The organism is Fundidesulfovibrio terrae (genome assembly GCF_022808915.1).
Classification (GTDB): Bacteria; Desulfobacterota; Desulfovibrionia; order Desulfovibrionales; family Desulfovibrionaceae; genus Fundidesulfovibrio; species Fundidesulfovibrio terrae.
On sequence record NZ_JAKZFS010000002.1, the window covers coordinates 545057 to 564560 of the forward strand.

The window sequence follows — 19504 nt, forward strand, 5'->3', positions numbered from 1 at the left end:
GAGAAGCCTCCCCCTGGACCCGGCCGTTAGCTTCGCGGGATTCGTGAGCGGGCAGGGGCTAGAGCGTTTTGGAGAGCATCCAGACGTAGGCCGCCGAGGCCGCCAGCTGGCAGCACGCGACGGGCACGCCGTAGCGCAAGAACTCCACGAAGCGCACCGGACGTCCGTTGGCCCCGCAGATGCCCACGCTCACCAGGTTGGCCGACGAACCTATGAGCGTGGCGTTTCCGCCCAGCGTCCCCCCGAACATCATGGCCACGAACACCGGCAGCGACGTGTCCGGCCAGTCCGTGAAGGACGCGCCAAGAGCCTCCTCCGGCACCATGTTCAGCAGCACGAAATAGCCCTTGGTCATGAGCACCGCCGCGGCCACCACCGGGATGTTGGCCAAGAATCCCGATGCGAGCCCGATGCACCCCAGCAGCACGAATCCGGCCAGCAGCAGGTTGTCCCCGAACGCCCCGTGCAGGGACCGGGAGAATCCCGCCAGGATGCCGGTCTTGGTGATCTCCTCCACGTAGCACATCATGCAGAAGATGAAGATGAGCGTCTTCCAGTCGATGTCCTTGAACACGTTCTCCATGGGCTCCACCTTTGACGACTGGATGGCCAGGAGCGCCAGGCTCGCCCCCATGATGGCCGCCGCCGGGGGAATCACCGGGGTCGGCATGCTCTCCCCCACCAGGAACATGCCCACCATGAAGGCCAGGGCCAGGACGGCGAAGGCGCAGAAGGACGGGCGTTCGATGGGGGCCGGGGCCAGTCCGGGGGGCAGTTCCCGCCTGGTTCGCCACACCTTGCCGAAAAGCAGCGGCATCAGCGGCACCAGCACGGCGATGGCCAGCACGCCCCCCAGGCTGACCTTCCCGAGATATTCAGTGAAGCTTAGGCCCACGGCCTGGCCCACCAGGAATGTGGCCGGGTCCCCCACCAGGGTGAGCAGCCCCGCTGCGTTGCTGAGCATGGCCGTCAGGATCATCGGGCCCGCGATGTCCACGTCCAGCTCCCGGCAGACCCGGATGATGATGGGGGCGACGAGAATCACCGCCGTGGCGTTGGGCAGGATGGCGCACACCACGGAGACGAGCACCGTGAGATACAGGAGGAACCTCCTGCCGCTGCCCCGGGTCAGGATGAGCATGCGCGTCCCGGCGTTTTCGAAGATGCCCGTGGGCGCGAGCACCCGCGCCACCACCATGCCGCCGAAGAGAAGCGAGAGGGCCCCCTCGGAAGCGGCCACGGCGCGCATGACGTCCGGCTGGTTGACGATGCCGAGCAGGGTCAGCGCGCAAAGCCCCAAGAGAGCGGCCAGGGTCATGTCCATCAGGTTTAGGGCGATGCACGCGATGACCGCTCCGAAGACTGCGTAGATGGCATAGGCGTGTATCTCGGGCATGGGATGTCCCCCTGCGGGCTTGGGGTTCGGGGAATACTTCTAGAAGGGCGGGGCGAACAGAAGGCCCCCCCGGCTCCACAGCCTGTTCACGCCGCGCTCGAGCTTGAGCGGGCTCCCTGACCCCAGGTTGCGCTCGTATATTTCGCCGTAGTTGCCCACGGCCCGGATGGCCCTGAGCGCCCAGCCGGGCTCCAGCCCAAGAGGCTTGGCCAGGGCGTCGGCGCGTCGCAAAAACAGCGCCCCGGCCGGATTGGACGAGGGGGTGACGCCGTTCGCCGCCGCCTCCCTGGTGATGGCGCATTCCTCGGCGGTTATCAGGGCAGCCAGCACGCACTTGACGGTCAGGCTCCACTGGGCGTCGCCGCGCAGCACCGCCGGGGATATGGGCTCCTTGGAGAGACGCTCGGGCAGGATGGTGTATTCGTCAGGGCCTCCGGGGGCCTGGGAGCGAAAGGCCGCCAGCAGCACGGCGTCCTCGGACAATGCCTGGCACTGGCCGGCGAAGAAGGCGTCGCGGGCCTGCTCCACGGAGTCGTAGAGCACGATCTTGAAGCGCATCCCATGGGTCACGGCCATTTCGTCCAGGTTCTGGACGTGCGTCGTTCCCCTGACCGCGCCCACCGTGGCCCCGTCCAGCCCTTTGAGCCCGCCGCCCGCCGCCATGGCCGGGACCATGAAAGCCAGTCCGGTGAAGAGCATGGGGCCGGAGAATTCCACCCCCAGCATGGCCTCGCGGCTCAGGCTCCAGGTGGTGTTGCGCGAGAGCAGGTCCACCTCCCGGGCCATGAGCGCCGTGAACCGGGCGGACGTAGCCAGGGGCAGGAAGGAGACCTTGGCCGGGTCGCCCAGGACGGCCGCGGCCACGGCGTGGCAGAAATCCACATCCAAACCCGCCCAACGCCCGGATGCGTCCCGGACTGCGAAGCCCGGGACATCGCTGGCCACTCCGCAGCGCACGAGCCCCCGGCTCTTGACGGTGGTGGACGTGTCGCCAGCCAGGCACGGCGAGGCCGCGAGAAGCAGCGCGCAGGCGATCAGGCTGAAAAGGCGCATATCGGAGCTCCTCCTGTCGAAGGATGAGATGATATGTAATGCCTAATGCATGCGCAGCGTTCTGGGCAACGTATTTTAACCGGAAGAGGGCAGGCGGGAATGTTGCCGGGAGTCATCCGCCTGCAGATTCAGGCCGTGCTCCCAGGCCAACAGGGCTGTTTTGCGTTCGATGCCCCAGCGGTACTGGTTGAAATCGCCGCTTTCGCGGATCACCCTGTGGCAGGGAATGAGAAAGGCCACGGGATTCTTCGCCACTGCTCCGGCCACGGCCCGGTGCGAGGAGGCCATGCCCATGGCCGAGGCCAGCCCGGAGTAGGAGGTCACCTGCCCCGGGGCGATGCGCAGGAGCGCCTCCCACACCTTGATCTGGAAGTTGGTGCCCTTGAGGAGCACCCGCAGGGGAGAACGCTGGGCGTCACCGGTTCCGGGCATGTCCCCGAACATCTCGCCGGAAAGCGCGCGGGCCTGGGCGTCGTCGCGGATGAACGCGGCACGCGGCCACTCGGCGCGAAGCTCCGCTTCGGCGGCCTCATCCTCCCCCTGCGCGACGAAGCGCAGGTGGCACACGCCGCGCGGGGTCGCCCCAGCCAAAAAGCGCCCGAACGGGGATTCCGAGAATCCGTACGCGATGGCGGTGCCCGCTCCGAGAGCCCCGACCTCGCCCGGGGTCATGGCCTCGCAGGAGACCATCAGGTCGTGCAGCCGCCCGGGCCCGGACAGGCCGGTTTCCGTCGAGACGCGCAGCACGTCGCGGGAGGCTCGCAAGAGCTCCCTGGCGCTCTGCTTGGTCAGGAACTGTAGGAACCGCTTGGGGGAGATGCCCGCCCAAGCGGAGAAGACCCGCTGCAGGTGGTGGGGGCTGAGGCTCACGTGGGCGGCCACGTCCTCGAGGGTGGGCTGGACCCGGGCGTGGCCGCGCACGTAGCGGATGGCCTCGGCCACGGTTTCGTAGGCTTTGGACTGCTGTTCCGGCGTCGTCATGGCGTTTCTCCCGCAAGCGCGGCCTGCGAGGACCGCGCTTGCGCAAGAGAATAGGACGCGCCGGGGCCGCAAGCCACCCGATTCTTGCGGCCTCGGCGAAAAAGCGCTTTCACGCCTAGTCTGGTCATGCGCGATGCCGGACAGGCTGCAGCGGGCGGCCGCGCCGGTCAGGGCCGGCCGGGAGCGGGGGGCGGCAGCTCAAGCTCGTAGCGCGTCGATGACATCCAGGCCGCGTCTCCTTCGATGCCTTCCGCGTTCAACACGTGCCCGCCGGTCTTGCCGTCGGCGCTCACGAAGTGGAAGTGCCAGCCCGGCACCCATACGCCCGTGGGCTGCGCCGGGCCGCGAAGCCCGACGATGGTGCCCGTGGCGTCCGTCAGGTCCCGGATGTTCATGGATTTCAGGGCATCGCCCAGGGCCGGGTAGGGGGGCGTGAACCCGGCCACGCTGCGGATCTTGAGGTGCTTGATGGTGGCCTTGACGCGCACGGCGGCGAAGCTCCCCTCGGGGAGTCTGGCGTTCAGCCATTTGCCCAGCGCGGCCGAGTCGCCGGGCATGGAGATGGAGGACGACGCCTCGGGCTTGAAGAAGACCAGCTCCGCGAAGGGGGAGAGGGTGGCGGGATCCGGACGGGTGAGCGTGCAGTCCGCTTGGGCGCGGTAGATGGTCCCGTCCAGCACGATCATCTCGCCGTCCAGGCCGCTAAAGGTGCCCAGGCCGAAGTCGCCGTGGGTTTTCAAGGCCGAAAGGGGGATGCTCCCGGCGTACTGCCCGGCCGCGAAATCGTCGAACGCGGCGTACTGGTAGACGGCCGGGGCCGGGTGCCGGGCGCAGGCGGCGAGAAGGGCCAGAAGGCAGCCAAGGATGAAACGTGTGCGCACGGTGGTGTCCTCCTCAAGGCTTCACACTTTGAAACGGCCCGGCCGGGCGCATGTCCGGCCCGTGTCCTTTGGTATGGAAACGGCCGGGTCTCCCCGGCCGTTCGAATGTTTGCGGTATGCAGCCGATCCCGGTTCCGGCGGCGGCTACCCGATCTGCCCTTCACGGGCGAATTTCGGCTCGTGGATGGGGATGATGATGTCCGCCATGTCCCGGCACTTGAGCACGATGTCGTAGGCCTGCTTGATGTCCAGGCAGGTGGAGGGCGGGATCACTTCCATGCCCAACCCCTTGACTTCCTTGGGCGGGTAGAAGTTCTCCAGGATGCAGCAGAACCCGGTGATGAGGGCCTTGCCCTTGGCTGTGTCCACCAGCACGCTCATGGTGCCCTCGGTGTGGGCCGGGGTGTGGATCATCTTGATGCCCGGGACCACCTCGGTGTCTCCGGTCAAGGCAACGATCTGCCCGCTCTCCTCCACGTCCAGGATGAAGTCCTCCTGGTAGCGGTAGTCCATGGGGTGCGGGTCGTGGACCACCTCCAGCTCCTTCTCGTGCACGTAGAACTTGGCGTTGACGAACTTGTAGTCGTTCTCGCAGTGGTCGCGATGCAGATGGGTGTGGATGACGATGTCTATGTCTTCCGGGGTCAGGCCGAAGCGCCCCAGCCCTTCCTCGATGGTCTCGATTTTGGCCCCGATGAACTCCTCGCGGTCCGGGCTGACGATGGGCTTAAGCTCCCCGGTGTCCACCAGGATCTTCTTGTCGCCGCCAAGGATCAGCCAGGCGTACAGGGGGATCACATAGGGCGTGCCCATCTGCTGCTGATAGGTCATGAAGCCTTTGTCGAAGCGCTTGGAACCGGCCACGATGGGGTGGATGGTGTAGGTCTGGGACATGTTCTCTCCGGGATTTTGCGAAGTACCGGAAGCAGATAGCCATCCGGGCGGCTTTCGGCAAGTCCGACCGCAACGGGAGGAATCAGATCAGGTCCAGCTGCTTTTCCTTGCGCACGGTGCGGGCCACCAAGTGGGAGCGCCGGGCCTCGTCCAGGTCGAGCTTCTTCAAAAACCGTGAGGGCTTGAGCATGAGCAGCCTGCCGTAGAGCTCGCGCTTCTCGGCGTGGCTCAAGTACAGGCGCGACTTGGCCCGGGTGAGCCCCACGTAGAACAGGCGCTCCTCCTCGGCCTCGTCGGGCGGGGCCTCGGCCGGGGAGAGCTTTCCCGTGAGCATGCCCATGCCCGCGAAAGGCAGGATGCCGTCCTCCAGCGACGGCAAAAACACCACCTCGAACTCCAACCCCTTGGCCGCGTGCAGGCTCATGATGCGCACCTTCTCGGACCTGCGCCCCACGAGCTCGAGCTCGCTCTGGGCGTTGACGAAGGTCAGGAGCCCTGCCCAGCCGCCGTGCCTGGAGTAGCCGTCCACCAGTTCGCCGAATTCGGGGCTCTGCCAGAAGAGGTGGTCGAAGGGCGGCACGTCGCGAAGGTAGAAGGCGATCTCCTTGGGGCCCTTGGCCAGCACCCGGTCCGGGCAGGCCAGGGTGAGCGCGCCCTCCATGCCGGCCATGCCCAGGAAGCGCCCGGCGGCGTTCAGGATGGCCTTCACCCGCGAATCCGCCCAGAAGGCTTCGGCCTCGGGCACGGAGCAGGGCACGCCGTAGCGGTTGAGCGCCTTCTGGATGGGGTCCATGAGCCCTTTGAAACGCACCAGGATGGCGATGTCTCCGGGCGAAAGAACGGGTCCGTGGCCCTTGGTCAGGGTGAGCGACGTGGGGCCGAGCAGCTGCCTGATCTTTTCCCCCATCCAGGAGACCTCGCGCAACGCCTGGGGCGCGGTGAACTCCATGATCTCGCCCTGGTCCCGGACGCGCCTGGCGGTGAGGCGCGTCGAGCGCGGGAACAGGCCGTGGGCCAAGTCCAGCACGGCCTGGGTGGAGCGGTAGTTCTCGTCCAGGGTGACGATGACGAGCTCGCGCCAGAATCCCTGGAGCTCGCGGGCCACGTCGCTGACCGCGCCCCGGAAGCCGTAGATGGACTGGTTGGGGTCGCCGATGCCGAAGAAGGTGCGCAGGGGGCCGTCGGACAGGGCCCGGATGATGGACAGCTGCAGGGGCGAGAGGTCCTGCACCTCGTCCACCAGCACGTGCTTGAACCCGGATTCGTAGATGCCCGCCTCGATCTTCTCCAGCCAGAATTCCAGCAGGTCGGTGTAGTCGGCCAGGTTCCAGGAGGCCTTCTGCTTGGCGTAACGCGCGGCGTGATCCTCGGGAGTGGGGGGCTGGGCCGGGGTGGCCCCTGTCCCGGTGCCGCTTCCGGGCTGGCCTGAAGTTCCGGCGGATGTTCCGGGAGATGCGGCCGGAAGCGGGGCGGACGGAGTCCCGGACCGGATGTTCGGCGCGGAGGCAGCGCCCAAGGCCCCGCCGCGCGTTTTGTCGGCCGCCTCTCCCGGGATGTCCCGGGCCTCCCCGGGGGCTTTGGGCCACACGGGCAGGGGGCGGCGGCGCATGCGCTCGCGGTCCAGGGTGAGCTGCTGCCAGGCCTGTTTGAGCTTGGGGCCGGTGAGTTCCGGGTTGACCTCGGCGAAGAGCCTGCGGGCGGCCTCCTCGGAGAGCAGCACCGGTTTCTCCCCGTAGGCTTCGGTCCAGTACTCGTGGGCCAGGGCGTGCAGGGTGTCGGCGCGCACCGGAGCCTCGCCCAGGCGTTCTTGGAGTTCCTGGGCGGCGCGCCGGGTGAAGGTGACCACCAGCAGGCTGCGCGGGTCGGCTCCTGTGTCGAGCAGGTGGCGGATGCGGGCCATGAGGGTGTGGGTCTTGCCCGTGCCGGGACCGGCCAGCACAAGTAGACGCGGGTCCTTGGAGGTGGCCGCATGGTGCTGGCGGCCGTTGAGCGCGGCCAGGGCAACGACCGGTGCGACGGCCGGTGGCGCGCCCGCCCCGGTATCCCCCGAAATATCCGCCGGTTCGGCTGTGTTCCCGGCTGCCTTCGCCTTTCCGGCCTTTTTCGAGCCCGGGGAGTTCCGGGAACCCGCCGGGGAACTCACCAGGGCCGTGCCGCGCGTAAGCCGCGTCAGCTCCTCAGGGCTGAACACCCGGATGCGCCCGTACTGCCCGTCGAATCCGGGTTGGCGGAACACCTCGCCCCGGCGCATGCGCCCCACGGCCTCGGCCAGCACGGCGGACTCCTTGGCGATGTCCTCCAGCGGCGCATCCGATAGGATGTGCAACTCCGGCCCGAGCTTGCCGAGCAGCCGGGCCATGGACGCCTGGACCTTCTTGGAGCCGGCGCCGACGCCGTGGATCTCGCCCAGTACTTCGCTCAAGGGTATGAGCGAGACGAATCCCGGCTGGCCCTGGGGCCGCACGGGCTGCTCGCGGTCGGCCAGGTCCAGCACCCGGTGCAGCACGCCCACGGTGAGGGGCTTGCCGCACACCGGGCAGATGCCGCGTTTGGCCTTGGTTTCGTGGGGGTCCATGACCACGCCGCAGGCCAGGTGGCCGTCCATGTGGTATTTGCCTTCCTCGGGGAAGAACTCCACGGTGCCCAGGAAATCGTGCCCCACGCCCTCGCCCCGGAGGGCCCGGTAGATGCCCTCGTAGGAGACCGGGCCGGAGAACAGGTTGGCCTCGCGCCCCAGCTTCTCCCCCGAGTGCGCGTCGGAGTTGGAGATGAGCCGGTAGCGGTCCAGGCTCGAGTTGAGCCAGTTCATCTCCGGGTCGGAGGAGAGCCCCGTCTCCAGGGCGAAGATGTGCTGGGCGTAGCTGCCGAAGCACTCTTCCACCGAGTCGAAGCCCGACTTGGAGCCGAAGATGGAGAACCAGGGGGTCCAGATGTGGGCGGGCACCAGGAAGGCCAGCGGATCGGTCTCTAGCACCATCTCCAGCAGGTGGCGGCTGTCCAGGCCCAGGATGGGGCGGCCGTCGGAGGCCAGGTTGCCCACGCGCGAAAGTTTTTCGTTGAGTTTTTCGGCCGCCTCGAAGGTGGGCACGTAGACCAGGTTGTGGACTTTGCGGACCTTGCCGCCGCGCTTGTAGATGGAGCTGATCTCGGCCGAGAGGATGAACTTGGCGCGCCCCGGCAGGGGGTAGTCGGTGAGCCAGGGGATTTCCGGCTCCAGGCCCGTGGGGTCCTTGAGGTGCAGCAGGCCCTGGCCGTCGGGGGCCAGCAGGTCCTTGAGCTCCTCGAGCCAGGCGGGATGGGTGAAGTCCCCGGTGGCCACCACATCGATGCCCTTGGCCCTGGCCCACGCGGCCAGATGCCTCGGGGTCAGGCCCTTGCTGGTGGCCCTGGAGAAACGCGAATGTACGTGGAGGTCGGCCCGGTATTGATCCATGTCGCCCCGCTCAAGATGATGGGGACAACCTAGCGTCTTCGGCCCTAGGGGGCAAGAGTCCCGGAGAAGTGATCGAAATCTTTGAGGGCTTGCGCCTGGGCGTGGCGCCGGATCCCGTCCAGATCGTGACGTCTGGCGGACACAGTGCTGACCACGTCGGGATCCAGGGCCTTGCGGTCGGCCAGTTCCTGGAGGGACTCGACGATCTTGTGCAGCTCGATGCCCGCGCGGTAGGGGCGGTCCTCGCCCATGGCGGTGAACACGTCCGACACGGCCAGCACCCGCGAGGCCAGCCCGATCCTTGCGCCCTTGAGCCCGTGCGGATAGCCCGTGCCGTCCAGGCGCTCGTGGTGCTGTCCCACCAGCTCGGCCACTTCCTCAAGCCCCGGCGCGGCGCTTAAGGCGTTGTAGCCGTGCTCGGCGTGGCGCTGCATGGTGGCCGTCTCCTTCTCGTCCAGGGCGGCGGGTTTCATGATGATCTCGTTGGGGACGCCCAGCTTGCCCAGGTCGTGCAGCTCGCTGGCCACCTCAAGGGCGTCGCGGTTGTCGCCGCTCATGCGCAGCTCGTGGGCGATGGCCATGGACGTGGCCGAGACGCCGCGCGAATGGGTGGCGGTGAAACGGCAGCGGAAGTCGATCACCTGGCTGAAGAGCCGCGCCAGGCGGGAGACGTCCTTGCCCCCGAGCAACGGGTTGTTCTCGTCTGGGATGGTCATGCGCAGGTCGATGGCGTCGGACTCCGACACCTGCTCGAGAAAGCCGGTGTCCACCAACTCTTCCAGGGCGTCCACCCACCAGGGGTTGAACATGCGGCCCGTGCCCGAGCGTATCCTGGCCAGGATGAAGTCGCGGTCCACGCTTTCGCCGGGAGACCTGGGCAGCAGCGTCTCCACGCGGTCGGCCAGGCAGAGCAGGTTGCCCAGCTCCAGGTCGGGCAGGAAGACGGTCTTGGGCCGGCTGTCGTTGTTCCAGGCGGCGTGGTGGCTGCGCACCAGCCCGGCGGCGCTGGCGAATTCGGGATAGCTGAGAAGCAGGCGGTAGCCGATCTCGGGGTGGGTCTGGTCGTCGGATTCGAAGGCCAGGGTGGAGAGGCGGTCCTTGAGGGCGAAGGCGCCCATGTCGTGAAGCATGCCCGCCAGGGCAAGATCGGCGCAACGCTGGCCCGGCAGGCCCACGGTCTCGCCGAGCTTGAAGGCCACGGCCCCCACGCGGATGTGGTGCCCGGCCACTTCGGGGCTGACCAGGTCCATGGCGCTGGACAGACACCCGACCATATCGAAAAGACGCATGCTCACAACGACTACTCCAGAACAGCTCGCTCTGGGTAATCATTTATGCGTGAAGTGGCAAGTTTTCCGACAGTGGGGGCAGGACCAGGAAAACGGCTCTCCAAGCGGAAACGCGAAACTCGCGCGAACATGGCGGCTTGTTTCCGGAAAACAGGTTCATGTTTTCCGGAAACACCAGAAATGATTGAAGCCTGATGGCGCTTGAAACGTATTCCCGGAGGGCCCGGGGGCGACGCTAGCCCGCGCCGCAGTCGGACTGGTCCCCGTGGCATTTCTCCAGGGCATGCTCCATGGCCGGAAGGATGGCGGCCAGCGTCTCGCGCACGCCCTTGGGGGAACCGGGCAGGTTGACCACCAGGCAGCCGCCCAGAAAGCCCGCCACCGCCCGGGAGATCACCGCCCTGGGCGTGGATTGTATCCCAGCCAGGGTCATGGCCGCCTCGAAGCCGGGCAGGCGCTTCTCGATCACCGCCTGGGTGGCCTCGGGGGTGATGTCGCGCGGGCCCACCCCCGTGCCGCCGGTGGTGACCACGATGTCGAAGCGCTGGGTCAGGGCCAGGTCCATGAGCAGCGCCTTCAGGCGGCGCTGGTCGTCGGGCAGGATGTGCCCCTGGATCACCGAAAGCCCCAGCTCCGCCGCCACCATGTCGCCGATGAGCGGCCCCGAGGAGTCGTCGCGCAGGCCCGCCGAGCCCTTGTCGGAGAGCGTCACCCAGGCCAGGCTGTAGCCGCCCGTCCAGGCCTTGAAGCTAGCCGCGCCGGTGGGCAGGTAGACCTCGTCCAGGGCGTCGGCCAGGATCACGTCCATGGCCGGGGCCGCGCCGCCCTCGGGCCAGCGCATGCGCCCGGCCACCTGGAAGAGCGGAATGGCGTCCTGCCTGCCCAGGTAGGTCCCCGCGCCGAGCTCCGGCAGCGCGCCCACGGCGGGCAGAACAGGCGCGAGGCCCCCCGAGGGAGCCCCCGAAGAGATGAAGACGCGCTGGCCCGGAAGGATGGTCGTATCCTGGGTCACGGCGAGAAGCATCGAGGCGTTCATGTGAAACCACCTTGACTGTTGCAAATTTGGCGGGCATGGGCCACAAGCCCACTACTGAAAAAAAACGCACATGCGAGGACATGCATGAAAGGCATCATCCTGGCCGGCGGCTCCGGCACCAGGCTTTATCCTATTACCAGAGTCGTCAGCAAGCAGCTCCTGCCCATCTACGACAAGCCCATGATCTACTATCCCCTGTCCGTGCTCATGCTGGCCGGCATCCGGGATATCCTGATCATCTCCACCCCCCACGACCTGCCCCGCTTCGAGGAGATGCTGGGCGACGGATCGTGGCTGGGACTGCGCCTGCAGTACAAGGTCCAGCCCAAGCCCGAGGGACTGGCCCAGGCGTTCATCCTGGGCGAGGAGTTCATCGGCGGCGACAAGGTCTGCCTGGTGCTCGGCGACAACATCTTCTACGGCCAGGGCATGGCCAAGGTGCTGCAGCGCTGCGCCCAACTGGACCAGGGCGGCGTGGTCTTCGGCTACAAGGTGCGCGACCCCGAGCGCTACGGCGTGGTGGAGTTCGACCAGGACAAGAAGGTCATTTCCATCGAGGAGAAGCCGTCCAAGCCCAAGAGCAAGTACGCGGTCACCGGCCTCTACTTCTACGACAACCAGGTGGTGGAGATCGCCAAGAACTTGAAGCCGTCCCCGCGCGGCGAGTTGGAGATCACCGACGTCAACAACGTCTATCTGAAACGCGGCCAGCTCAAGGTGGAATTCCTCGGGCGGGGATTCGCCTGGCTCGACACCGGCACCCACGAGTCCCTGCACCAGGCCGCCGGGTTCGTGCAGGCCATCCAGGACCGCCAGGGCCTCAAGGTCTCCTGCCTGGAGGAAATCGCCTTCCGCATGGGCTACATTTCCGATTCCGAACTCGAACACCTGGCCCAGGACATGCTCAAGAACTCCTACGGCCAGTACCTCATGGACGTCGTCCGTGAGTCCAGGGGGGAGGACTAACATGGACCATATCGTCCCCGTGCCCAAGGGATTCTCTTTCGCAGCCCACGCCGCGGGCTTCCGCTACCAGGGCCGCGACGACGTGGCGCTCATCGTCTCCGACCGTCCGGCGGCCGGGGCGGGCGTGTTCACCAAAAATCTCTTCCAGGCCGCGCCCGTGGTGGTCTCGAAGGAAAATCTCAAGAAGTCCGGCGTGATCCGGGCCTTCCTGGCCAACGCCGGGCAGGCCAACGCCTGCACCGGGGCCGAGGGCGAGGCCAACTGCCGCGAGACCCTGGCCCTTGCCGCAGAACGCCTGGGCCTTGCCGCCTCCGAGATTCTTCCGGCCTCAACCGGGGTCATCGGCCCGCAGCTCAAGATGGACATCTGGCGCGCCGAAATGCCCGAACTGGCCGCCAAGCTCGGCCAGTCCAGCCCTCTGGACGCGGCCAAGGCCATCACGACCACCGACGCCTTCCCCAAGATGGCCTGGGGCGCGGTGGAGATCGAAGGGCGCGAGGTGCGCCTTCTGGGCATGGCCAAGGGCGCGGGCATGATCTGCCCCAACATGGCCACCATGCTTTCCTTCATCGTCTGCGACGCCGACGTGGAGAAGGCCCGCTGGCAGGCCATGCTGGCCGCCGCCGTGGACGCCAGCTTCAACGCCGTCACCGTGGACGGCGACACCTCCACCAACGACTGCGTGCTGGCCATGGCCAACGGCGCCTCCGGCGTGAAGGTGCGCTCCGACGAGGAGTTGGCCGCCCTGGCCGCCGCCCTGAACGAGCTCTGCCAAGCTCTGGCCTACATGGTCGTGGAGGACGCCGAAGGCGGCACCAAGATCATCCGCGTGTGCGTCACCGGGGCCGAGGACAACATGCAGGCCGAGGTCTGCGCCCGCGCCGTGGGACACTCCCCGCTGGTGAAGACCGCCATGTTCGGCCGCGACGCCAACTGGGGCCGCATCGTGGCCGCCGTGGGCCGCAGCGGCGCGGAGTTCGACCCGGCAAACGTCAGCGTCTCCATCGGGGGCATTCCGGTTTTCATGAACGGCACGCCCGTGGCCGGGGACCTGGACAGCTTGCTCGCCCCGCACATGCGCCGCGCCGAGATCGCCGTGGACATCGACCTGGGAGCGGGCAACGGCGAATACGTGCTGCTGGCCGCGGACCTGACGTACGACTACGTGAAGATCAACGGGGACTACAGGTCATAGAAGAACCGGGGCGCTGCCCCGGACCCGGCAGGGCGCTGCCCTGCACCCGCCAGGGGGGAGGCCCCCCTGGCCCCGCCAATTGCTAGACTCGGGCCATCCTGGCCCTCGCCCTTCGGGCGCTGCTACGCAGCGTCCAATTCCGCTGTCCTGCGGAATTGGCGCGGGATTCGGATGGAAATATCGCACGATGTGTGAGAATTGAAAGGGAAGCGCGCAAGGCCGCGCTTCCCTTTTTCATTTGGAGGATACGGGGATGAAGAGCGCGTTCGTGACCACGGCGTTCGGGTTGGAGGGCTACCGCGTGGTGGAAAACCTGGGCGTGGTGCGCGGCATCATCGTGCGTTCAAGGAGCATCATCGGGAACGTCGTCGCCGGGCTCGAAGCCATCTTCGGAGGCAGGATCAACGTGTACACCGAGCTGTGCGAACGCACCCGCCAGGAATCCTTTGACCTCATGAGGGAACACGCCATGGAACTGGGAGCCAACGCCGTCATCGGCATGCGCTACGACGCCAACGAAGTGGCGGCGGGGATTACGGAAGTGTTGTGTTATGGGACGGCGGTGAAGATCGAAAAGATTTGAGTCCGGCCTGCCGCTTATACCCGCGAAGCCGTATGGGATTCCAAAGGGACTTGTCCCTTTGGCCGCCGGAGGCTTCCCCCTTCGCTCTCACGAACCGAGGCCGAGCCCCCGCGCGATCGCAAGCGTCCTTTTCGCCACGCCTTCCGGGCAGCCCGCCGCCAGCCGCCTCAAATCCTCCACCGTGTCCATGTCCATAAGTTCCGGCAGCAGCGCCGGTTGCAGCGGCGCAAGCACGTCCATGGTCAACCCGAAGAGTTCCGACGTGCTCCAGGGCATGCCCTCGAATACTTGCGGCAGGTAGCTTGCGCTCTGAAATCCGATGGTCCAATAGCCGCCGTCCGGGCTCGGGCCTACGAGCGCGGGCTCCGAGCGCATCAGGCGCGTGAGCGACCGGGCTAGTTTCGGCGTGAGCCCTGGCACGTCCGACCCCAGGGCCGCCGCCGACACATACCCTTGTGCGAAGGCCCAGCCGAAGGCGTGCTCCATCTTGTGGCCAAGGTCGCCCTCAGGCTGCGGCAAATAGAAGCGATCGCCTCCCAGCCAGTGGCGCACCATGCCCACATCCCCGCCGGGCGACACCCAGAGCGCCACGTCCGCTCCGCAACCGGCGAGCGAGTCCAGCATGTCCTCCACGAACGCCTTGTACAGGGCCAGGGCGGCCTCGTCGCCCAGGTCCCTGGCCAGGCGGGTCTTCACCCGGCCCAGGCGCGGCGCGCGCAGGAAATACAGTATGCAGGCGCTGCTGGTCATGCGGTCCTCATGGGAAATGCTTGTGACAGGATGTTCCGGCTGGGAAAAGGGTACGATCGGAATATCGGCGGAAGAATCTTCCCGCCGGAAGATCCCGTTCGCGGAGCGCGGTTGAGCATGGCCGATTCACGGCTTGCACCGTCCCGCCCCTTCTCCGGTCGATCTCGCCGGGCGGTGCAGGCACGCGAGCCGCTCCGGATCGACCCCCAGCAGGTACAGCGCGATGATGGCCCAGTTGGCCAGCGTGCGCCGCCAGACGCCTTCCGACTCCCAGCGCCTGGGCGAGGTTACGGCCCGCCCTTTGGCGAAACCGATGCGCATCCCGGCGTGCTTCAGCCGCCGCATGAGGTCCACCTCCTCCAGGATGGGCATGTCCTGGTAGCCGCCCAGCGCCTGGAACGCCTCGCGGGTGAGGAAGATGGCCTGGTCGCCGTAGGGGATGCGGGTCATGCGCGACCGAAGCGACGCCACCCGCGCGATCAGGGCCAGCGACCACCGTTTGGAGCGGATGCCCAGGTCGAAGGCTCCTCCGGCCGTGTCACCGCCCGCCAGCGCGCGTTCCATGGCCTCGAAGGCTCCGGCGGGCAGGCTGCTGTCGGCGTGCAGGAAAACCAGCACGTCTCCAGTGGCGTGGCGGGCTCCGGCGTTCATCTGCCGGGCGCGTCCCCGCGGAGCGGGCACGGCCAGGATGCCCGGCCGGGCGAGCGCCGCCAGGGTTGTCCGCTCCGGATGGCCGTCGGCGATGATGATTTCCGGATTTCGGCCGTAGCCCACCGTCCGGATGTGATCCACCAGCCGGTTGACCAGGTCCTCTTCGCCCAGGACCGGCACGATGACGGAGAAGGTGAGAGCCATGCCCGCCCCGTCTATCAGGACGTCCGGGCGGGCGCAAATGCGCGGTCGGGCTTTCCCCTTGACGAAAAAGGCAAAGCGGTCCAACACCCTGCCAGGAGTTGTCCTATGCGAATCCATTCCATCGAACACGTTCCGTTTGAGGACCCGGCCGGAATTTCGGCCTGGGCCGCCCAGCGCGGCCATGAGTTGACCCGCGCCCGCATGTACCTGGGCGATCCCCTGCCTGCTCCGGCGGATTTCGATCTGCTTGTGGTGATGGGCGGCCCCATGAGCGTTCACGACGAACTGGAATTCCCCTGGCTTCGGGCCGAGAAGGAATGCGTGAAGCTGGCCGTTGCCCGTGGCCGCAGTGTGCTCGGCGTGTGCCTCGGGGCGCAGATGCTCTCGGAGGTGCTGGGCGGGCAGGTGACGCAGGGGGCCAATCGCGAGATCGGCTGGCATCCGGTGCGCCTGACCCCGTGGGCATCGGCCAGCCCTGCGTTCGCGGGCATCCCCGGGGAGTTCACGGCCTTCCACTGGCATGGCGAGACGTTCTCCATCCCACGCGGGGCCGCATTGGTGGCCGAGTCCGACGCCTGCGCCCATCAGGCTTTCGCCGTGGGCGCAAAGCTGGTGGGGCTGCAGTTCCATTTCGAGACCACGGCCGAGAGCATGGAGCGGCTGATCGCCAATGGCGCTGCGGACCTTGTGCCCGGCCCATACGTGCAGACCCCGGACGAGATGCGTGCCGGGGCGGCCCACCTGGACGGGCTCAAGGCCATGCTGCACCGGCTCATGGACAACATGGCCCGCGAAATTTAAGGGCTCACGGACGTATCGCCGGTTTCGGACGCGAAGCAAGAGGGGTTTCCAAAGGGACTTCTCCCTTTGGCGGCCGGAGGCTTTTTCTCTTACTCTTCCACCTCAAGGAGAAGCATCAGTGCGCAAGGCCGAACGTGAAGTGAAGGATTTCAAGCTGGTCGAGGCCATGCTCATGCGGGCCGAGTACATCCACCTAGCCATGTGGGATGGGGCGTCCCCGTATGTGGTGCCGGTAAGCTTCGGCTACAAGGACCGCGCGTTGTACTTCCACAGCTCGCTCAAGGGCCGCAAGGCCGACTGCCTGCGCGCTTGCAACCGGGTGAGCTTCGACGCGGTGATCGAATACAGCCTGTCGCGCCAGCTGAAGCCCTGCGACTACACGGCGCATTTCAAGTCCGTGGTGGGCGTGGGCCGGGCGAGCTTCGTCACGGACCGGGCCGAGAAGAGGGCGGCCCTGGACCTGATCATGAGCCACTACGACGGCCCTGTGCGCGAGTACGAGGACAAGGTGCTGGACGTGACCTGCGTGGTGCGCATCGACCTGGATGAGCTGACCGGCAAGTCCAACCCGCCCTGGCAGGGCGACGAACAGTACGAGGTTGTGGACACCGTGGGCTCCACGGGCGAGAGGCTTTCCTCGGCCGACTAGGCTCGCGGGCCTGGCGGGATCGTTTCGGCGGCCGGAGGGGATGTCCCTTCCGGCCGCCGCTTGTTTTGTCTTAGCGCCGGACGAGCTCCGCCACGCATTCGATGTGGGGCGTGTGCGGGAAGAGGTCCACGGGAGTGACCGAAGCCACGTCGTAGCCGCGAGCGAGCTTGCCCAGGTCGCGCGCCAGGGTGGAGGGGTTGCAGGAGACGTAGACCAGCCGCGCGGGGGCAAGGCGCAAGAGCGCCTCGGCGGTATCCGGATGCAGCCCGGCCCGGGGCGGGTCCAGCACCACCACGTCGGGGGTGGATTTCTTGCGGGCCACGGCGTCCTTCAGGTCGCCGGCCACGAAGGCGCAGTTGGAGACGGCGTTGGCCTGGGCGTTGGCCTGGGCGTCTTCCACGGCGGCGGGCGATATCTCGTAGCCCGTCACGTGTTTCGCCGCCCGGGCCAGGAAAAGGCTCAAGCCCCCCGCGCCGCAGTACAGGTCCCACACGGTCTCGGAGCCGGTGAGCCTCGCGGCCTCCACGGCCTTGGCGTAGAGCAGGGCGGCCGCGCGGGTGTTGGTCTGGAAGAACGCCTCGGCACTCACCCGCAGGGTGAGGCCGTCCAGCTCCTCCTCGAGGTGCTCCTCGCCCACTGCCCAGATACGGGCCTCGGAGATGGCGAAATCCGAGCGGTCGCGCCTGAGGTCCAGCACCACCCCGGCCAACTGGTCGAACTCGTTCATCAAGGTTTCGCCAAGGGACCGCAGGCGCTTGAAGGGCGTCTTGGGGCCTACGATCAGTTGCGCCAGCCACTTGCCGGACGCTTCCGAGCGCCTGAGCACCAGATGCCGCCACGCGCCCGTGCCGGTACGGGCGAAGTAGGGCGGCAGCTGCAACCCTACGGTCAGGCGGCGCACGGCGTCCACGATGTCCATGGCCGGTTCAGGCATGAGGAAGCAGGTCCGAACTTCCAGCACGCGGCCCGGGTTGAACCGCTCGCGCAGGCCCAGGTTCAGTATCTTGCCCTGGCCCGGCCCGAAGGCGAACTCCATCTTGTTGCGGTAGAAGCGCTCCTCGGGCGAGGCCACGGTGGGCGCGACCTCGGCCTCCAGGCCGCCCAGGCGCCTGAGCTGCTCGGAGACGATGTCGCGCTTCCAGTCGAGCTGGGCGGCGTAGGAGGCGTCCTGCCAGGTGCAGCCGCCGCAGACGCCGAAATGAGGGCAGAAGGGCTCAGCCGCATGGGGAGAGGGGGTGAGCACCTGTTCGGCAACGGCCCGCAGGACGCTCTTTTCTTCCCGGGTGATGCGGGCGGACACCACGGAACCGGGCAGTCCGCCCTCCACGAAGACGATACGGCCGTCGTGGCGGGCAAGGCCCGCTCCTCCGAAAACGGCGCGCTCGATGGTCAGTTCAAGTGATTGCGACATGGAGGTCAGCATGCACGCTGGCCGCTCCCCTGGCAAGGCCCGCTGCTCGGCCGCGAGGCCGCGGCGCATCTTGTGGAGCGGCGCGGATAGGCGTAGGGGGGCGGCGGAGGGAATCGCCATGAGACTGTTGTTCGCGTCGCTGCTGGTCGTGCTCGCCGCCACGCAGGCCATCGCCCAGGACTGGCAGGTCCGGGCCATCTGCGATCTGCGCAAGGGGGGAGGGGCGTCCGGACGCGCCGCCGAATGCGCCCAACTGGCCGCAGAAGTGCTGATGCTTCTGCCGGAGAAGGCCGGGCCAGGCAATTTCGCCGTGTTGGCCGAGTTCACGGACAACATCGAAAAAGCCGGGGTCAACTGGGACGCGCCCTGCCGCGACCAGGCCCACTGTCCCGATTCCGCCTACACCGTCCGCTACGCCTTCGTCTCCAAGAAAATCCTCACCATCCCCAAGGACAAGATCTTCACCGCCCTGGTCTGCCGCGAGGGCTTCTCGGACACGGCCCCCGACGACTCCGCCTGCCGCCTGAAGCTCATGAAGGTGTTGCGGGAAATGACCACCCGGGCCAGGCGGGAGGGCGCGCTGCTGGCCGTCATCAAGTGCGGCGCGGCCGAGGGCGACGCCGTCCGGCCGGACGGGCAGGGCGTGGCCGGGTACGAGCTGACCTACGCCTTCGTGCAGCTGCCGGACATGCTGCCCATGGCGGGAAACGATCCCAAGGCGGCCGCCAAATACGCCGTGGACCAGATCGCCGGGCCGCACGAAACCGCGAGCGCGGCGCCGGGCAAGCAGGCCTCCTCCCCGACCTCCGCCGCCCCCGCGCCCCCCAAGCCTGCGGCGCAGAGCGCCCCGCCTTCCCATGCGGGACAGGCGCTGGCGGCATCTGCCCCGGCGGTCTCGGCCCTGGCTTCACCGGTGTCTGCCGGACCGGGAGTCCAGGCCCCTGCGGGACAGGCCCAGACGGCCCCTCCGCCGTCCGCCCCCGCCTTGGCCCCGGGAGAGATACTGATGCAGGTGGCGGCCCTTCCGAGCCTCGTTCAGGCAGAAACCGTGGCCGACAGGCTCTCGGCCAAGGGGATCGAGTCCAGCTTCGAGCGCACCGATGTGAACGGCAAGGAAGTGTTCCGGGTACTGGCCAAGGGCAAGGGCAGCCCGGACGCGTTCAGGCAGAAGCTGGCTGAGATGGGATACCCGGGCGCGATTCAGAGAAGGTAAAGAGGGAAGAGGGGAAGAGTTTTAGATGCCTCCGGCGGCCAAAGGAACAAGTTCCTTTGGAATCCTTTGTCGCTTCGCGTCGATCGATGTGAATATGGGCAAAAGAAGAGCGCCCCGT

The 19504-nt window shown here is 67.3% G+C and carries 17 protein-coding genes; 6 read left to right on the plus strand and 11 right to left on the minus strand.

The genetic code is table 11. The annotated features are described in order from the left end of the window. Positions 1–58 precede the first annotated feature (58 nt). From ML540_RS09590 to ML540_RS09625, 8 genes are all read right to left on the minus strand, one after another. Positions 59–1396 carry an ArsB/NhaD family transporter gene (locus tag ML540_RS09590; RefSeq protein WP_243360315.1) on the minus strand — a complete coding sequence of 446 codons (1338 nt, stop codon included), beginning with the start codon at positions 1394–1396 and terminating at the stop codon, positions 59–61. Between the two features lie 39 nt (positions 1397–1435). Continuing rightward, complete coding sequence (locus ML540_RS09595) at positions 1436–2449, minus strand: amino acid ABC transporter substrate-binding protein (protein WP_243360317.1); 1014 nt, start codon at positions 2447–2449, stop codon at positions 1436–1438. A gap of 75 nt (positions 2450–2524) precedes the next feature. Further along, positions 2525–3430 carry a bifunctional helix-turn-helix domain-containing protein/methylated-DNA--[protein]-cysteine S-methyltransferase gene (locus ML540_RS09600; protein ID WP_243360318.1) on the minus strand — a complete coding sequence of 302 codons (906 nt, stop codon included), beginning with the start codon at positions 3428–3430 and terminating at the stop codon, positions 2525–2527. A 167-nt stretch (positions 3431–3597) separates the two neighbouring features. Continuing rightward, positions 3598–4311 (minus strand): acetolactate decarboxylase, encoded by a 714-nt coding sequence (locus ML540_RS09605; protein WP_243360321.1) that lies wholly within the window; start codon positions 4309–4311, stop codon positions 3598–3600. A gap of 144 nt (positions 4312–4455) precedes the next feature. Then, positions 4456–5205, minus strand: a complete 750-nt coding sequence (locus tag ML540_RS09610) for an N-acyl homoserine lactonase family protein (RefSeq protein ID WP_243360323.1) — start codon at positions 5203–5205, stop codon at positions 4456–4458. A gap of 82 nt (positions 5206–5287) precedes the next feature. Beyond that, positions 5288–8638: a UvrD-helicase domain-containing protein gene (locus ML540_RS09615; protein WP_243360324.1), complete on the minus strand. Its 3351-nt coding sequence runs from the start codon at positions 8636–8638 to the stop codon at positions 5288–5290. 44 nt (positions 8639–8682) lie between these two features. Continuing rightward, complete coding sequence (locus ML540_RS09620) at positions 8683–9927, minus strand: HD-GYP domain-containing protein (RefSeq protein WP_243360327.1); 1245 nt, start codon at positions 9925–9927, stop codon at positions 8683–8685. 235 nt (positions 9928–10162) lie between these two features. Then, complete coding sequence (locus ML540_RS09625) at positions 10163–10963, minus strand: MogA/MoaB family molybdenum cofactor biosynthesis protein (RefSeq protein ID WP_243360329.1); 801 nt, start codon at positions 10961–10963, stop codon at positions 10163–10165. Between the two features lie 84 nt (positions 10964–11047). On the opposite strand from ML540_RS09625, the gene rfbA reads away from it, so the two are divergent. The 3 genes from rfbA to ML540_RS09640 all read left to right on the plus strand — a co-directional run bounded on the left by rfbA (position 11048) and on the right by ML540_RS09640 (position 13707). Then, positions 11048–11929: a glucose-1-phosphate thymidylyltransferase RfbA gene (rfbA, locus tag ML540_RS09630; RefSeq protein WP_243360331.1), complete on the plus strand. Its 882-nt coding sequence runs from the start codon at positions 11048–11050 to the stop codon at positions 11927–11929. 1 nt (position 11930) lies between these two features. Further along, positions 11931–13124, plus strand: a complete 1194-nt coding sequence (gene argJ, locus ML540_RS09635) for a bifunctional glutamate N-acetyltransferase/amino-acid acetyltransferase ArgJ (protein WP_243360333.1) — start codon at positions 11931–11933, stop codon at positions 13122–13124. A 253-nt stretch (positions 13125–13377) separates the two neighbouring features. Further along, a complete protein-coding gene (locus ML540_RS09640; protein ID WP_243360335.1) occupies positions 13378–13707 on the plus strand; it encodes a YbjQ family protein in 330 nt (109 codons plus the stop codon). Positions 13708–13794: 87 nt separating this feature from the next. Here ML540_RS09640 and ML540_RS09645 read toward each other — a convergent pair whose 3' ends face one another. Both ML540_RS09645 and ML540_RS09650 read right to left on the minus strand, forming a co-directional pair. Further along, a complete protein-coding gene (locus tag ML540_RS09645) occupies positions 13795–14457 on the minus strand; it encodes a TIGR04282 family arsenosugar biosynthesis glycosyltransferase (protein WP_243360338.1) in 663 nt (220 codons plus the stop codon). A 126-nt stretch (positions 14458–14583) separates the two neighbouring features. Continuing rightward, positions 14584–15312 carry a TIGR04283 family arsenosugar biosynthesis glycosyltransferase gene (locus ML540_RS09650; RefSeq protein ID WP_243360340.1) on the minus strand — a complete coding sequence of 243 codons (729 nt, stop codon included), beginning with the start codon at positions 15310–15312 and terminating at the stop codon, positions 14584–14586. Positions 15313–15417: 105 nt separating this feature from the next. On the opposite strand from ML540_RS09650, the gene ML540_RS09655 reads away from it, so the two are divergent. Then, positions 15418–16113 (plus strand): type 1 glutamine amidotransferase, encoded by a 696-nt coding sequence (locus tag ML540_RS09655; RefSeq protein ID WP_243360342.1) that lies wholly within the window; start codon positions 15418–15420, stop codon positions 16111–16113. 118 nt (positions 16114–16231) lie between these two features. Then, positions 16232–16762: a pyridoxamine 5'-phosphate oxidase family protein gene (locus ML540_RS09660; RefSeq protein ID WP_243360345.1), complete on the plus strand. Its 531-nt coding sequence runs from the start codon at positions 16232–16234 to the stop codon at positions 16760–16762. A 70-nt stretch (positions 16763–16832) separates the two neighbouring features. On the opposite strand, the gene rlmD is transcribed toward ML540_RS09660, so the two are convergent. After that, positions 16833–18185 (minus strand): 23S rRNA (uracil(1939)-C(5))-methyltransferase RlmD, encoded by a 1353-nt coding sequence (rlmD, locus tag ML540_RS09665; RefSeq protein WP_243360347.1) that lies wholly within the window; start codon positions 18183–18185, stop codon positions 16833–16835. 106 nt (positions 18186–18291) lie between these two features. Here rlmD and ML540_RS09670 point away from each other — a divergent pair, with 106 nt between their 5' ends. Continuing rightward, the gene (locus ML540_RS09670; RefSeq protein WP_243360349.1) at positions 18292–19386 is read left to right on the plus strand and encodes an SPOR domain-containing protein; all 1095 of its coding nucleotides are present in this window, start codon (positions 18292–18294) and stop codon (positions 19384–19386) included. The last annotated feature ends 118 nt before the right edge of the window (positions 19387–19504 follow it).